Origin of the sequence: Bradyrhizobium sp. (genome assembly GCF_030646015.1) — a bacterium.
Taxonomy (GTDB): Bacteria; Pseudomonadota; Alphaproteobacteria; order Rhizobiales; family Xanthobacteraceae; genus Bradyrhizobium.
The window spans coordinates 60,011-75,819 of sequence record NZ_JAUSLT010000036.1 but is presented as its reverse complement, the minus strand read 5'-3'; the positions used below and the strand labels follow the sequence as shown (position 1 = coordinate 75,819).

10 protein-coding genes and 1 pseudogene are annotated in these 15,809 nt (G+C 64.2%); 6 read left to right on the top strand and 5 right to left on the bottom strand.

Going from position 1 to position 15,809, the window contains the following annotated elements; translation table 11 throughout:
* Positions 1–30 precede the first annotated feature (30 nt).
* From Q7T45_RS05045 to Q7T45_RS05030, 4 genes and pseudogenes are all read left to right on the top strand, one after another.
* Positions 31–636: a K(+)-transporting ATPase subunit C gene (locus Q7T45_RS05045; RefSeq protein WP_304868327.1), complete on the top strand. Its 606-nt coding sequence runs from the start codon at positions 31–33 to the stop codon at positions 634–636.
* A 42-nt stretch (positions 637–678) separates the two neighbouring features.
* On the top strand, positions 679–3,402 hold the full coding sequence (locus tag Q7T45_RS05040) for a sensor histidine kinase KdpD (protein WP_304868326.1): 2,724 nt from the start codon (positions 679–681) through the stop codon (positions 3,400–3,402).
* On the top strand, positions 3,399–4,088 hold the full coding sequence (locus Q7T45_RS05035; RefSeq protein ID WP_304868324.1) for a response regulator: 690 nt from the start codon (positions 3,399–3,401) through the stop codon (positions 4,086–4,088). The genes Q7T45_RS05040 and Q7T45_RS05035 overlap by 4 nt, the downstream gene beginning before the upstream one ends.
* Positions 4,089–4,150: 62 nt before the next feature.
* Positions 4,151–4,351 (top strand): annotated as a pseudogene (locus tag Q7T45_RS05030) (DUF6496 domain-containing protein); the annotation flags it as partial.
* A gap of 151 nt (positions 4,352–4,502) precedes the next feature.
* Here the strand turns inward: Q7T45_RS05030 and Q7T45_RS05025 are convergent.
* On the bottom strand, positions 4,503–5,387 hold the full coding sequence (locus Q7T45_RS05025) for a Ku protein (protein ID WP_304868322.1): 885 nt from the start codon (positions 5,385–5,387) through the stop codon (positions 4,503–4,505).
* Positions 5,388–5,569: 182 nt separating this feature from the next.
* Here Q7T45_RS05025 and ligD point away from each other — a divergent pair, with 182 nt between their 5' ends.
* A complete protein-coding gene (gene ligD / locus Q7T45_RS05020) occupies positions 5,570–8,212 on the top strand; it encodes a DNA ligase D (RefSeq protein WP_370691213.1) in 2,643 nt (880 codons plus the stop codon).
* 124 nt (positions 8,213–8,336) lie between these two features.
* Here the strand turns inward: ligD and Q7T45_RS05015 are convergent, their stop codons facing one another.
* Positions 8,337–8,501: a DUF3309 family protein gene (locus Q7T45_RS05015; RefSeq protein WP_166056303.1), complete on the bottom strand. Its 165-nt coding sequence runs from the start codon at positions 8,499–8,501 to the stop codon at positions 8,337–8,339.
* A gap of 165 nt (positions 8,502–8,666) precedes the next feature.
* On the opposite strand from Q7T45_RS05015, the gene Q7T45_RS05010 reads away from it, so the two are divergent.
* Positions 8,667–8,978 (top strand): polyhydroxyalkanoic acid system family protein, encoded by a 312-nt coding sequence (locus Q7T45_RS05010; protein WP_304868314.1) that lies wholly within the window; start codon positions 8,667–8,669, stop codon positions 8,976–8,978.
* A gap of 197 nt (positions 8,979–9,175) precedes the next feature.
* Here Q7T45_RS05010 and treY read toward each other — a convergent pair whose 3' ends face one another.
* Genes treY through glgX form a run of 3 tightly spaced genes read right to left on the bottom strand, consistent with a single transcriptional unit; the run spans position 9,176 to position 15,806 of the window.
* Positions 9,176–11,968: a malto-oligosyltrehalose synthase gene (gene treY / locus Q7T45_RS05005; RefSeq protein ID WP_304868454.1), complete on the bottom strand. Its 2,793-nt coding sequence runs from the start codon at positions 11,966–11,968 to the stop codon at positions 9,176–9,178.
* A complete protein-coding gene (treZ, locus tag Q7T45_RS05000) occupies positions 11,968–13,734 on the bottom strand; it encodes a malto-oligosyltrehalose trehalohydrolase (protein WP_304868312.1) in 1,767 nt (588 codons plus the stop codon). The genes treY and treZ overlap by 1 nt, the downstream gene beginning before the upstream one ends.
* The gene (glgX, locus tag Q7T45_RS04995; protein ID WP_304868310.1) at positions 13,731–15,806 is read right to left on the bottom strand and encodes a glycogen debranching protein GlgX; all 2,076 of its coding nucleotides are present in this window, start codon (positions 15,804–15,806) and stop codon (positions 13,731–13,733) included. Before glgX ends, treZ begins: the two co-directional genes overlap by 4 nt.
* Between the last annotated feature and the right edge of the window lie 3 nt (positions 15,807–15,809).

Below are 15,809 nucleotides of genomic sequence, written 5' to 3'. Positions count from 1 at the left end.
AATGACGGAGCAAAACTCTGGAGATCCACCATGCTTCGAGAAATCCGCCCCGCCATCCTGATCCTGGTCCTGCTAACGCTGATCACCGGGCTCGCCTATCCGCTCGCGATGACCGCCATTGCCGGCATGATCTTCCCGAAGCAGGCGCAAGGCAGCCTGATCGAGAAGGACGGCAAGGTGATCGGCTCCGCGCTGATCGGGCAGGAGTTCAAGGACGACAAATATTTCCATGGCCGGCCCTCGGCGACCTCGGGCCCGGATCCGGCCGACTCCACCAAGACCGTCTCGGCGCCGTACAATGCCGCGAATTCCTCCGGCTCCAACCTGGGCCCGACCAGCAAGGCGCTGAATGACCGGATCAAGGAAGACGTCGAGAAATTGAAGGCCGAGAACCCCTCGGCGGCCGTCCCGGTCGATCTCGTCACCACCTCCGGCAGCGGCCTCGATCCCGATATCTCGCCGGAAGCCGCGCTATTCCAGCTGCCGCGCGTGGCAAGAGCGCGGAATATGCCGGAAGATCGGGTCCGGGCGCTGGTCACGGAGAACACCAGGGACCGTTTCGGCGGCCTGCTCGGCGAGCCCAGAGTCAATGTACTGGCGCTCAATCTGGCGCTGGACGCGGCAGGCCCGAAATGACGCCAGCTAGGCTTGGCGCGACCTGAGGACTATATTCGCCATATGGTCCAGCCCCGCCGCGATCCCCTGCAACGTCCCTCGCCGGAAGCCCTGCTGGAAGCGGCCCGGCGGGAGGACAGCCGCGCCGGCCGGCTGAAGATTTTTGTCGGCGCAGCACCGGGCGTGGGCAAGACCTATGAGATGCTGCAGAGCGCTCACGCCAAGCTGAAGGCCGGCGCCGATGTCGTGGTCGGCGTGGTCGAAACCCACGGGCGGGCGGAAACCGAGGCGCTGCTCGCGGGCCTCGAAGTGCTGCCGCGCAAGCGCATCGAATACAAGGATCAGGCGATCGAGGAGATGGACCTCGATGCGCTGATCGCGCGCCGCCCGCAGATCGCGCTGGTCGATGAACTCGCCCATACCAATGCGCCGGGCAGCCGCCATCCGAAGCGCTATCTCGACGTCGAGGAACTGCTCTCCCATGGCATCGACGTCTACACCGCGGTCAATATCCAGCATATCGAGAGCCTCAACGACGTGGTCGCCCAGATCACGCATGTCCGGGTGCGCGAGACCGTGCCGGATTCGGTGTTCGACGGCGCCGACGCCATCGAGCTGATCGACCTCACGCCTGACGACCTGATCCAGCGGCTGAAGGAGGGCAAGGTCTACGTCCCCAAACAGGCGGCGCGCGCGCTTGAGCATTACTTTTCGCCGGGCAATCTGACCGCACTGCGCGAACTGGCGTTGCGGCGGACCGCTGATCGCGTCGACGAGCAGCTATTGACCCATATGCAGGCCAACGCGATTGCCGGCCCCTGGGCCGCCGGCGAGCGCATCCTGGTCTGCATCAGCGAGGATCCACGGTCGGCCGGCCTGGTGCGCTACACCAAGCGGTTGGCGGACCGTCTGCACGCGCCCTGGACCGCACTCAGCATCGAGACCCACCGCAGCCTGCAACTGACCGACGAGCAGCGCGACCGGCTGGCCGACACGCTGCGACTGGCGGAAGCGCTGGGCGGCGAGGCGCTCACCATCCCCGGCGTCGGGCGCCGTATCGCCGACGATGTCATCGGATTCGCGCAGGCCAATAACGTCACGCAGATCATCGTCGGAAAGTCGACGCGCTCGCTGTGGTTCGAACTCAGGCGCGGATCGGTGGTGCATGATCTGGTGCGGCGCGCCGGCAACATCAGCGTCAATGTGATCGCCGGCGAGGAACTCGCGGCGGAGCCGGTGCCGAAGAAGACCGTGCGCACCGCCGAACGGCCGGAGCCGTTCGATCCGGTGCCGTATGCGGTATCGCTGCTGTTCGTTGCCATTGCGCTCGGCGCCGGCCTGCTGATCCATCCATGGCTCGGCATCGAGAACGTCGACCTCGTATTCCTGACGGCGGTGGTCGGGGCCGCCGTCCGTTACGGCCGGTTGCCATCGATGCTGGCCAGCGTCGTCGCCTCGCTGTGCTACAATTTCTTCTTCCTGCCGCCGGTCCACACCTTCACGATTACCGATCCGACCAATGTCGCGGCCTTCTTCTTCTTCATGCTGATCGCGATCCTGGTTTCCAATGTCGCGGCGCGCGTGCGCACGCAGGCGGTTTCCGCGATCGGCAGGGTGCGCACCACGGAATCGCTCTACGCCTTCAGCCGCAAGCTGGCGGGCACCGCGACGCTGGACGACGTGCTGTGGGCCACCGCCTATCAGATCGCGCTGATGCTGAAGGTGCGGGTGGTGCTGCTGTTGCCGGAAGACGGCGTCATCACCGTGAAGACGGGCTATCCGCCGGAGGACCAGCTCGATAAGGCCGATCTCGCCGCCGCGAACTGGGCCTGGGCCAACGATCGCTCGGCCGGGCGCGGCGCGGATACGCTGCCGGGCGCCAAGCGCCTGTTCCTGCCGATGCGGACCGGTCGCGGGCCGATCGGCGTCATCGGCATCGACGACGACCGGACCGGGCCGCTGCTTACTCCGGACCAGCGCCGCCTGCTCGATGCCCTGGTGGATCAGGGCGCGCTGGCGATCGAACGGGTGCAACTGGTGGAGGACATGGATCGCGTCAAGCGCTCCGTGGAGTCGGATCGCCTGCGGCAGGCGCTGCTGACCTCGATCTCGCACGATCTCAAGACGCCGCTGGCTTCGGTGCTCGGCGCCGCCTCCACGATGCGCGATCTTGCCGGCGGCCTGAGCGAACAGGAAAAGTACGATTTGCTGGCCACCGTGATCGACGAGTCCGAGCGACTCAACCGCTTCATCGCCAATCTGCTCGACATGACCCGGCTGGAATCCGGCGCCATCGTGCCGAATACGGCGTTGCACGATATCGGCGAGATCGTCGGCAGCGTACTGCGCCGCGCCGGCAAGATCCTCGCGCATCACAAGGTGTCGCTGGAACTCGCCGCCGACATGCCGATGCTGCAAATCGACGCCGTGTTGTTCGAGCAGGCGCTGTTCAACCTGCTGGACAATGCCGCGAAGTATGCGCCCGCGGATAGCACGATCACGATCAGGGCCGTGCGGGATAATTCGTGGGTAGCCCTGCAGATCATCGACGAGGGCGACGGCATTCCGCCCGAGGAGCTGGAGATGATTTTTGACAAATTCTACCGCGCGCAAAAGGGCGATCACGTCCGCCCCGGCACAGGGCTCGGTCTGGCGATCTCCCGCGGTTTCGTCGAGGCCATGCATGGTACGATCCTGGCCGCCAACCGCACGGATCGCAGCGGCGCGGTGATGACCATCCGGTTGCCGGTCCCGGCGGCGTCGGACGCGCTGGACACCGCCGCATGAGTGCTGCCCCGATCAAGGTCCTGGTGATCGACGATGAGCCTCCGATCCGCAAATTGCTGCGGATGGGGTTGAGCACGCAGGGCTACGAGATCCTGGAGGCCTCCAACGGCAAGATCGCACTGGAACTGCTGGCGCAGGACCCCGCGCTGATCATTCTCGATCTCGGCCTGCCGGACATCCAGGGCCACGATCTGCTGCGCATGATTCGCGGCCGCAATGACAGCGTTCCGATCGTGGTGCTGTCGAGCCGCGGCGACGAAGCCGGCAAGGTCCAGGCGCTCGATCTCGGCGCCGACGACTATCTGACAAAACCTTTCGGAATGGACGAACTGCTGGCCCGCATGCGCGCGGCGCTGCGGCATCAGCTGCAGGTCGCAGGCGAGCGCCCGCTGTTCCGGTCAGGCGATCTCACGGTCGATCTGGTGCGCCGCATCGTCAAGGTCGGCGACAAGGACGTCAAACTGTCGCCGAAGGAGTACGAATTGCTGCGCGTGCTGGTGCAGCACGCCGGCAAGGTGCTGACCCACCGCTTTCTGCTCAAGGAGTTGTGGGACGAGTTGACCGACGCGCAATATCTGCGGGTTTATGTACGGCAGCTCCGGCAGAAGATCGAGGCCGACCCGGAGCGTCCGCAATTCGTGCTGACCGAAACCGGGATCGGCTATCGGCTGAGGGCGGGGGACTAGGCCGCGGTCGGGGAACCATCTCTTTCATCCAAGATTATTTTCCCCTAACCGGGAGAATCCAGATGGCACGAAAATACTCGAAAAAAGCCTCCGCCAAGGTTGCGCGCGCGATGAAGAGGCGCAAGGCCGGAACGCTGAAGAGCGGCCGATCCGGCAAGAAGGTCAAGAGCCGCAAGCAGGCAATCGCGATCGGCCTTTCCGAGGCGCGGGCGGAAGGCAAGAAAGTGCCGAAGAAGGCGACGAAAAAACGTAAGGCGAAGAAGTAGCGGTCACACTTCATCTCGTCATTGCGAGCGAAGCGATCCAGACCGTAGGGTGGGCAAAAGGCGCAGCGTGCCCACCATCTATCATCAGTTGTGCTTTGAAATGGTGGGCACGCTGCGCATTGCCCACCCTACGAAACCGAAACCCAACTCACCCCGCCTTGCGCGCCCGCGCCGCCGAGCGATGGGCTTTCTTGGCCGCACGGGGTGCGGCCCGGCGTGTCGGGGCATGACGGCCCCGATTCGCCGATCCCTTGCCGCCTTTCAGGCTTTGCTTCAGCGCGTCCATCAGGTTGATGACGTTGTCCGGCTTGTCCCCGGCTTCGATGGCCTTCACCGGCTTGCCGGCAGCCTTGCGCCGAACCAGCGTCTTCAGCGCATTCTCGTACTCGTCCTTGAATTTCGAGGGATCGAAATGCGCGGCTTTGCTGTCGAGGATATGGCTCGCCAGCTCCACCATGTCTTTCGAGATCCTAGGACTCTTGATATCGCCGAAATAGTCGTCCTCGTCACGCAGCTCATAGGGAAAGCGCAGCGTGGTGCCGAGCAGGCCCTTGCCGAGCGGCTCGATGGCGATGATGTGTTCGCGGTTGGTCAGCACGATGCGCGCCAGCGCGACGCGGTCCTGGTCCTTCATGGCGTCGCGGATCACGGCAAAAGCGTCGGCACCGGCCTTGCCGTCGGGCGCGATGTAGTAGGGATTGTTGAGGTAGCGCTTGTCGATCTCGTTCCTGGGGACAAAGCTGTCGATGTCGATGGTATGGTTGCTGTCGATCTGGACGGCTTCCAGTTCTTCCTTTTCGATCTCGACATACTCGCCCTTTTTCAGCTCGTAGCCGCGCCCCTTCTGGTCGCTTTCGACGATGTCGCCGGTCTCGGAGTCGACCATCTGCTGTTTCAGCCGGTTGCCGGTCTCCTTGTTGATCATGTGGAAACGGGTTTTCTCTGATGCTGTCGAGGCCGGATAGAGCAGGACCGGACAGGACACGAGGGACAATTTCAGGGAGCCTTTCCAGTAGGCGCGCGGCGAGGCCATGGTATCTCCAACCCGTTATGTGTGCGGAATAATTCGGCGCAAACGCATTCGGGAACTTCAACGGTAATTGAGGGTTTTGGTTCCAGGCTCTAAGGTCTTCCATGCCAAGGTCTTGGGGCGCCGGTACTCCAGTTGCGTGGGATTTGATCGTGTCACTCAGGAATTTGTCCACCTATCGCAAGATGCGCGATTTCGAGAAGACCGCCGAGCCCTCGGGCGAGGCCGAAGTCGCGCCCTCGAAGCGTCGGCGCTTTGTGATCCAGAAGCATGATGCGACCCGGCTGCATTACGACTTGCGGCTGGAGTTCGACGGCGTCTTCAAATCCTGGGCCGTGACAAAAGGGCCCTCGCTCGATCCGCACGACAAGCGGCTGGCGGTGGAGGTGGAAGACCATCCGCTCGACTACGGCGATTTCGAAGGCACCATTCCGGACGACCAGTATGGCGGCGGCACCGTGCAGCTGTGGGATCGCGGCTATTGGGCGTCAGACGACCCGGAAAAGGGCTTCAAGAAGGGTGACCTGAAATTCACGCTGGAAGGCGACAAGCTGCACGGCAGCTGGGTGCTGGTGCGGATGCGCCACGACCGCAATGGCGGCAAGCGCACCAACTGGCTGCTGATCAAGCACCGCGATGAGTTTGCCAGGGAAGGCAAGGCCAACAACATTCTGGATGCCGATCTGTCGGTTGCCTCGGGACGATCGATGGAGCAGATCGCCGCCGGCAAGGGCAGGGCGCCAAAGCCGTTCATGCTGGCCAAAGCAGGCCGTGGCAAGGCCGACGCGGTCTGGGATTCGAACCGGGGCGATGCCGCCGCCGCGCGCGCCGCAAAAAGGCACCCCGCCTCGCAATCGGCGAAGGCACGCGCGCCGGCAAAGCCTGCCAGGGGCAGGAAGGCCGCGATGCCGGATTTCGTCGCGCCTGAGCTCTGCACGCTGGTCGATCGTCCGCCCAGCGGGGATGGCTGGTGCCATGAAATCAAATTCGACGGCTACCGCGTGCAGTTGCGCGTCGAGGACGGCGAGGCCGCGGTGATGACCCGCAAGGGGCTCGACTGGACCGACAAGTTCAAGACCATCGCGAAAGCGGGCAGCGCTTTACCTGACGCGTTGATCGACGGCGAGATCGTCGCGCTCGATGACAACGGTGCGCCGAATTTCTCCACGCTGCAGGCCGCGATTTCCGACGGCAAGACCGACAACCTGATCTTCTTCGCCTTCGATCTGCTGTTCGCCGGTAGCGAGGACCTTCGCCGCCTGCCGCTCGGCGAGCGCAAGGCGCGACTGAAGAAGCTGCTGGAGGCCCGCAAGGGCAAAAGCAATCTGATCCGTTATGTCGAGCACTTCGAGAGCGGCGGCGATGCCATCCTGCAATCGGCCTGCAAGCTGTCGCTGGAAGGCATCGTCTCCAAGAAGCTCAACGCACCCTATCGCTCCGGCCGCTCCGAGAGCTGGACCAAGGCCAAGTGCCGTGCCGGGCATGAGGTTGTGCTGGGAGGGTGGAAAACCACCAACGGCAAATTCCGCTCGCTGATGGCCGGCGTCTATCGCGGCGATCACCTCGCCTTTGTCGGCATGGTCGGCACCGGCTTTGGGCAGGACACGGTGCGGCGGATCATGCCGGCGCTGAAGGCGGCAGCGTCGGACAAGAGTCCGTTCGGCGGCAAGAATGCCCCGAAAAAGACCCGCGACGTGCACTGGCTGAAACCCGAACTGGTCGCCGAGATCGAGTTCGCCGGCTTTACCGGCGACGGCAACATCCGGCAGGCGGCGTTCAAGGGGCTGCGCCAGGACAAGCCGGCCGAAGAGGTGGAGGCGGAGAAGCCGGCCATGACCAGGATCGCCAGACCCTCAGCCAAATCCAACGCCAGGCGCGCGGCCAAATCCGGCAAGCCGGCGCGGCCGGGATCGACGACGGGAAAATCCGCCGAGGTGATGGGCGTCGTTATCTCCAAGCCGGACAAGGAACTGTGGCCCGACGCCGGCGACGGCGAGGGCGTGACCAAGCTCGATCTCGCCCGCTATTTCGAAGCGGTCGGCGGCTGGATGATCGGTCATCTGAAGGGGCGGCCGTGCTCCGTGGTCCGCGCGCCCGATGGCATCGGCGGCGAGACCTTCTTCCAGCGCCATGCGATGCCGGGGACATCGAACCTGCTGGAACTGGTGAAAGTCTCCGGCGACCGAAAACCTTATCTGCAGATCGATCGGGTCGAAGGACTCGCCGCGGTGGCGCAGATCGGCGGCCTTGAACTGCATCCGTGGAATTGCGCGCCGGATGCTCCTGATGTGCCGGGCCGGCTGGTGTTCGATCTCGATCCCGCGCCGGAAGTCGAGTTTCCGGATGTCATCGAGGCTGCGAAAGACATGCGGCAGCACCTGACGGCTCTCGGCCTGGAGAGCTTCTGCAAGACCACCGGCGGCAAGGGCCTGCATGTGGTGACGCCGTTGGCCCATGGGGCCAGGGACAAGGTGACGTGGAAAGAGGCCAAGGCCTTCGCGCAGGGCGTTTGCCAGTGGATGGCCCATGAAGCGCCCGAGCGCTATCTGGTCAACATGTCGAAGAAGCTGCGCAAGGGAAAGATTTTTCTCGACTACCTCCGCAACGATCGCATGGCGACGGCGGTAGCTGTGCTGTCGCCAAGGGCGCGTCCCGGTGCCACCGTCTCGATGCCGCTGACCTGGCCGCAGGTGCGCGGCGATCTCGATCCGAAACGCTACACCGTGCGTACCGTGCCGGCGCTGCTGGCGAAGACGAAGGCGTGGGACGGTTACGATGACGCGTCGTCGTCGATCAAGGCCGCGATCAGGAAGCTGGCGGAGAAATAGAACAAGAGGAATCGTAGGGTGGGCAAAGCGCAGCGTGCCCACCATTCTCTCAGCGAGCGCGCTGCTAGAGCAAGAAAGGTGGGCACGGCGCAAGCGCGCCTTTGCCCACCCTACGAAGTCAGACTCAGAGCTTTCCGAGCAGAAGCAGGATCAGCAGGATGACGATGACGAGGCCGAGGCCGCCGCCGCCGTAGTAACCGGTGCCGTAGAACGGGCCGCCGCCGATGCCGCTGAAGCCGCCGAGCAGGGCGATAACGAGAATAATGAGAATAATCGTACCGATTGACATGTGCATCTCCTCCAGCCCGGCAGTGGGCACCGTTACTCTGCCTTCAGCCGGAAAAACGAACGGGAACCCATAAAGTTCCACATTTGAAACCGCAAAATCGCGTCGCTCTTCCTTTCGACCGATACGGAATTACATGTGTTTGGTTCGTTGGAGGATTTGAAAAAAATGTCCGCACCGCTCGTGGTTTCGATTCCGCATCGCCTCGGCCGCGAAGAGGCAACCCGCCGCCTCAAGACCGGACTGACGCGGGCCGCGTCCAGCGTCCCCGTGCTGAAAGTCGATGAGGAGCGATGGGAGCAGGATCGCATGATCTTTCGCATCCGCGCGCTCGGGCAGGCGGCGTCAGGTCATCTCGACGTGGCGGATGATCATGTCAGGCTGGAAGTGACCTTGCCCTGGTTGTTGCAGCGATTTGCCGAGGCGGCGCAAGTCGCGATCAAGGCTCGCGGCAATCTGCTGCTGGGCAAGAAGAACTGAACCCACCGCGCCGGATATCGCATTGCAGCATCAAGACCGTATTTTCGCGGCTCGTTTCCTCAACTTTCCAGTAATGAATTATCCGGAAGATCGACACTTGCGGGAGAAGGGAACCGACCACTTCGCAGTCGGCACAACATCCGCAAGGCCGTCCGGCCGTTTGATCCCGGGCGGCCTTCCGCGTTTTGAGCCAGGTTTTACGCGCGCAGACGTTTGCGGGATGGCTTCAAGGGGCCTTCGAGTCTGGCCTTCAGCACCGCAACCGGCAGATGCCGGAACAGCCCGGAGAGGCGCAGCTCCCTCGCGCCTTTGTCCATCCCCTCCACCGAATATCCGTTCAAACCAAGCGCGCCTTCAAAGGCTTCCGCGCGCGGCCAGCTGCGGCCGCCCTGCGAGAAGCCCGCGAACGATTTCGTGACCGCAACGATCACGGCGTCGCGGCCCCGGCGCCGCGCAAAGGCGATGACATGGTCGCGGTGCGGACCGCTGACCTCGAGCGGCTGATAATCGCCATGCGCGAACAATTCGGCGAGCTCGGCGCGCTGCTTCAGTAGCCGGCGGGTCCAGGCCAGCTTGATATGGCCGTCCGGCCAATGCCGCGCGAGACCAGCCCAATCCGGATTTTCCAATGCGGGCAGCGCCGCGGCGCGCGCGACGAAGTCCACCGGCCGGCGGTTGTCGGGATCGACCAGCGACAGATCCCAGAATTCCGTGCCCTGATAGAAATCCGGCACGCCGGGCATCGTCACCTTCAAGGTGATCTGGCTCAGCGAGTTCAGCGCCCCCAGCAGCGCGACGCGCCTGGCCAGCGTTGCCATCGAATCCAGAAACTCGGCCGAGACAGTCGGATCAAGAATCCGTTCGATGAAGCTGCGCAATCCTGCTTCATAGGCCTGGTTGGGATTGAGCCAGCTGGTTTCCTGCTTGCCCTCGCGCGCGGCCTTCAGCGCATAGGCCTGCATCCGCTCTGCAAATATTCCATCCAGGCCGCCCACCGGCCAGGCGCCGAGCAGCGCCTGATACAGCATGTATTCGAACGCGGCCGACGGCGCGCGCATCTCGCCTTCGATCACCAGATGCGGCGCGTTCAGGATTTTCCATCGTCCGACCGCGCTGGTCCATTCGCCGGGAAGTTCGGCCAGCGCCATGATCCGCGCGCGCGCGTCCTCGCCGCGCTTGGTGTCGTGTGTCGCGGTCGCGGTCATGCCGTGCGGCCACTCGCCGGCGCGCGTCCGCATCATCTCGTGAAAGGCATCGACCGAAAGCGCCCTTGCGGAGGGATCGCCGCCGACCTCGTTGAGCGCGAGCAGGCGATGATAGCGGTAGAACGCGGTATCCTCCAGCGACTTCGCCATCAGGGGTCCGGTGAACTGCTGCACCTTCAGGGCGAAGCGGCGTACGCGCGGCGCGCTGTGCGCCGGCCCGCCCGGCTTGAGCAGGTCCATGGTCAGCGCGTCGCGCAGGAAATCGAAGATGCCCTCGTCGGCGGCGAACCAGCCCGCGCGCGCCTTTTCGATTGTATCCGAAATCAGCGCACGGTCATGCGGCGATGGCGCGGATGACGTCAGATAGGTGCGATAGACCGGAAAATGCAGCACATAGAGTTCGAGCGCCTGCCGCAGGCTGTCGGCGGAATAGTCGCGGGTGGAATAGTGTCCGCCGGCGATCCGCGCCAGCAGCCGCGCCAGCACGGTGAATTCGCTGGCCAGCAGGGTTTCGAGCACCCGCCGCTTGGCCTCCTTCAGGAGCGGCTCCAGTTTTGGCGAGGTATTGCTGACCTGCCGCCAAATCTCGTCGAGTGGATCGAGGCCGCTGCCGTCGACCAGCACCTGGGTGATGACATTCATCCACTCATATCCCGTGGTGCCGTGCACGCCGGAGAACGGATGCAGCTTTTCGCCTTCGCCGAGAATTTTCTCGATCACGAGGTAGAACGGTTTTGCGTCTTTGCCCTGTGCATCCCGGATCAGGCGGCGCAGGCGCTGGAAATATTGCCCGGGATCGCGCAGCCCGTCGATATGATCGAGCCGCAGGCCCTGCAGCCGGCCGTCCGCGATCAGTTGTTTGACCAGGAGGTGGATGGCCTCGAACGTGCCGGCGTCCTCGACGCGCAGTCCGGCCAGCGTATTGACGTCGAAAAAGCGCCGGTAATTGATGTCGCTGGAGGCCAATCGCCAATGGCCGAGCTTGTAGTGCTGGCGCTCCAGCAGATGATGCAGCGCCAGAATTTGCGCAGGCCGGTCCGGCCCCGCGCGGTAGGCGTCCAGCCCGCGCGCGATCGTCTCCGCGGCGCCGTCGATGGCTTTCAACTCGGTCTTGAAGGCGGGAGCTTCCTTGCGGTTGGGATGCGGCAATCCCTTGTAGCGCGCCGCCAGTGCGAGAATGCGTTTTCCCGCGGTGCTGTCGTCGGCCCCGGCTTCCTTCACGACGTTGCGCAAAATCTCGCTGTAGCGCTCGGGGGCGATCGGCAGCCGGTGTTCGAAATACCAGGCGGAGAAGCTGCCTTCGTCCGCGTCGTAGCGCAGCTCGATCTCGCCGCTCTCAAGCGCCTGCCCATAGGACGAGCCGATCACCGGCAACAGCACGCCGCCGCGGGCGCGGTACGGCAGCTGGTCCCAGTCGATATCGAACGAGACCGCGTGCGGCGAGGCAGGGCCCCATTCCAGCACGTCGAGCCACCATGGATTGTCGGCGAAATGCACGCCGACATGGTTGGGGACGAAATCGAGGATCAGGCCGATATCGTGCCGCTGCAGCGCCTCGCTCAGGCGCCCAAAGCCGGCCTCGCCGCCCAGCTCGGGATTGAGCTTGGTGTGATCGACGATGTCGTAGCCGTGGGTAGAGCCCTTGCGCGCCTTCATGAAGGGGGAGGCATAGAGATGGCTGATGCCGAGCGCCTTCAGATAGGGGATGACGGCGGCAGCGGCGTAGAAATTGAAATCGGCGGTCAGCTGCAGGCGATAGGTCGCGATCGGGATGTCGGCAGTCATCATCGCGAATCCAGACGCCAGAATACCGACCACGGCGGAATCGGTCCGCTGGCCGCGCCGCCCCAGATCGGCGTGCCCGTCAGTTCGGTTTCCGGGCGGGGAAGTTCGTCATTCGACAGGTTGGCCATCAGCCGGAGCCCTGCGCCATCGCCCATGCGCCAGCTCGCCGTCAGCAAGCCGTTGTCCGCCGCATGCGCTTCGCCGAACACCGCCCCTGCAAGCCGGGGAATGATTTTTTCGCGACGGATCGCGAGCAGGTCCCGCACCAGCGTCAGCCGCCGGCGCCCATCGGCTTGGTCGCGTGAATCCCAATCGAGCACCGCCGCTTCGGCCGTCGATCGCTCGAGCGGATCGGGGACCTCGTCGCCATGTTCCGCATCGGCGCCGGCAAATTCCCTGCGCCGCCCCTGCCGCACGGCCTCGGCGAGGTCGCCCTCGAAGTCGCAGAAGAACGGGAACGGTGCCTTCGAGCCCCATTCCTCGCCCATGAACAGCATCGGCACCATCGGTGCCAGCAACAAAATCGCCAATGCGCCCTCGATCGCCTTGGGCGGTGCGATGCTTTCGAGCCGATCGCCCAGCGCGCGGTTGCCGATCTGGTCATGGTTCTGCACGAAATTGACGAAGGCAAGGGGGGTCAAGTGACCGCTGGGCTCGCCGCGCAATGCTCCGTCGCGATGCAACGAGGGTTCGCCCTGATAGACGAAGCCGGACGCCAGCGCCCGCGCGATGTCCTGCAGTGGCGACTTTGCATAGTCGCTGTAATAGCCGTGGCGCTCGCCGGTCAACAACACGTGCCAGGCGTGATGGAAATCGTCGTTCCACTGTGCGCGGTAGCTGCCGCGGGGCGGATCCTGCTCGGCATCCAGCACGCCTGCAATGTTATCGTCATTTTCAAGTACCAGGTGGATATGTCGGCCGGTCTTGACTGCGAGATCGCCGACGGCGCGGCTGAGCTCATCGAGCATCGAGACTTCGCCGAGCTGTACGATGGCATGCACCGCATCCAGCCGCAGTCCATCGAAGCGGTATTCGCGCAGCCAGTACAGCGCGTTGCCGATGGCGAAGGCGCGCACCTGCGGCACCCGATAGTCGATCGCGCTGCCCCAGGGCGTCTGCGCCTCGGTGAAGAATTCTGGCGCATAGCGGCCGAGGTAATTGCCCTCGGGCCCGAAGTGGTTATAGACCACGTCGAGAAACACCATCAGCCCGTGCAGATGCGCCTCGTCGATCAGCGCCTTGAGATCGTCGGGGCGTCCATAGGCGCTGTCCGGCGCATACCACAGTACGCCGTCATAGCCCCAGTTGCGCGATCCGGCGAAATCCGCCAGCGGCATCAATTCCAGCGCGGTGATGCCGGTCGCCACCAGATGATCGAGTTTTTCGATCATGGCGCGGTAGCTGCCGTCAGGCGTGAAGGTGCCGACATGGCTTTCGAGCAGCACGGTGTCCTGCCACGGCCGCCCGCGCCAGCCGGCCGCGCGCCAGCGGTAAGCGCCGTGATCGATCAGCTCGCTCGGACCCTTGATATCGTCGGGCTGAAAGGCGGAGGCCGGATCGGGCACGTCGATCTCGCCGTCGATGCGGAATTTGTAGCGCGCGCCGGCCTCTACAGCGGCGATGTCGGCGGAAAACCAGCCGCCTTCGCCGCGCTGCATCGGGTGAGGGGTGTCCAGCAGCAGGTCGACACGTTTCGCCGCCGGCGCCCACAGTGAGAAGCAGGCGCCGTCCGCTGTCAGCCTTGCGCCGAATTGCCGCTCATTCATGCCGAACCCGCAAAGGCGAGGACCGAGCGGGGAGATGCCTTCATCTCGCTTCCCGACGCGAAGTCCGCGACCTCCTGCTTAACGTCCGCGGTGTTCAATAGTTGTTGCCAGTGTCGGTACTCCGGCATGTCTGGCAGTTTGAACGCGATCTCTTCGGGGGCTGCGTTCAGCACGATGAAGATCGGTTGCTGCCCGTCCCCTGATGGTCCCAGCACGTAGGCGAGGAACCGGCCTTCCGGAAAATTCCAGTCCTCTTCCTTCATCTCCTCGGCGGCGGGTGTCAGCCACAACACGCCATACGAACCGTCGGCGCGCCGGCCATCGAGCCAGCGGCGCGAGCGGATCTGCGGAAAGCGCCTGCGCAATTCGGCCATGTGACCGACGAAGTCGGTGAGGTCGTCGCCTTCGCGGCCGAGGCCCTCCCAGCCGACCCAGCCGATCTCGCTGTCCTGGCAATAGGCGTTGTTGTTGCCGTTCTGGGTGTTGCCGACTTCGTCGCCGGCCAGGATCAGCGGCAGGCCCTGGGCCAGCAGCAGGCAGGCCAGCTGGTTTTTCCGGAGCTGGCGGCGCAGCGCCACGATCGCCGGATCGTCGGTCGGGCCTTCATGGCCGCAATTGTTGCTGAGGTTGTCGCTGGAGCCGTCGCGATTGTCCTCGCCGTTGGCTTCGTTGTGCTTCTCGTTGTAGCTGAACAGGTCCGCCAGCGTGAAGCCGTCATGGACGGTGATGTGATTGACTCCGGCGCGCTGGGTGCGGCCGTCATGGTTGAACAGGTCGGACGAGCCGGTCATGCGGCGCGACACTTCGCCGATCAGGCTGCCTTCGCCGCTCCAGTAGCGCCGCATCGCGCTGCGATAGCGGTCGTTCCACTCCGACCATTGCGAGGGAAACGCGCCGACCTGATAGCCGCCCATGCCGAGGTCCCATGGCTCGGCGACCAGCTTCACCGAGGCCAGTACCGGGTCCTGGCGGATCGCGGTCAGGAAGGAGGCGTTGCGATCATAGCCGTTCGGCCCGCGCGCTAGCGTGGTCGCGAGATCGAACCGGAAGCCGTCGACATGGCAGACCTCGACCCAGTAGCGCAGCGAATCCATCACCATCTGCAGCACGCGCGGATGAGTGAGGTTGACCGAGCTGCCGCAGCCGGTGAAATCGTCGTAGAATCGCGGATTGTCGGGCATCAGCCAGTAGTAGGACGCATTGTCGATGCCGCGGAACGACAGCGTCGGGCCGAGATGGTTGCCCTCGGCGGTGTGGTTGTAGACGACGTCGAGCATCACCTCGATGCCGGCGTCGTGCAGCCGCGCCACCGTGGTGCGGAAGGCGTCGAGCGGGTTGTCCTGCGAATAGCGCGCCTCCGGCGCGAAGAACGACAGCGTGTTGTAGCCCCAGTAGTTCACCAGCTTCTTTTCGACGAGGGTGCGGTCGTCGACAAAGCCGTGGATCGGGAGTAGCTCGATGGTGGTGACGCCGAGCCGCTTGAGGTGATCGATCATCGCGGGCGACGACAGCCCGCCATAGGTGCCGCGCAGGCCGGGCGGCACGTCCTCGCGCTTCTGGGTCAGGCCCTTGACGTGCGCCTCATAAATGATGGTGTCTTCCCAGGGGATATTGGGCCGCGTTTCACGGCGGCCCCAGTTGAAGGTCTCGTCGACAACGACGGCCTTCGGCATGCCGCGCGCATTGTCCCGGCGGTCGAACGACAGGTCCTCGCGCGCGCTGCCGGTACGATAGGCGAAATGCGCATCGCTCCATACCAGCCGGCCCGCCGTTCGCCTGGCATAGGGATCGATCAGCAGCTTGTTGGCGTTGAAGCGGTGGCCATGCTCGGGCTCATACGGCCCGTGGACGCGATAGCCATAGAGCTGGCCCGGCGACACGTCGTTCAGATAGCCGTGCCAGACATCCTCGGTGCGCTCCGGCAGTTCGATGCGTTCGAGTTCGCGGCGTCCCTGGCTGTCGAACAGGCACAGCTCGACCTTCTGCGCATTGGCTGAGAACAGCGCAAAGTTGGTCCCCCGGCCGTCCCAGCTTGCACCGAGGCGTGAGGACGTTCCGGCGGTCAGTCGCATGCG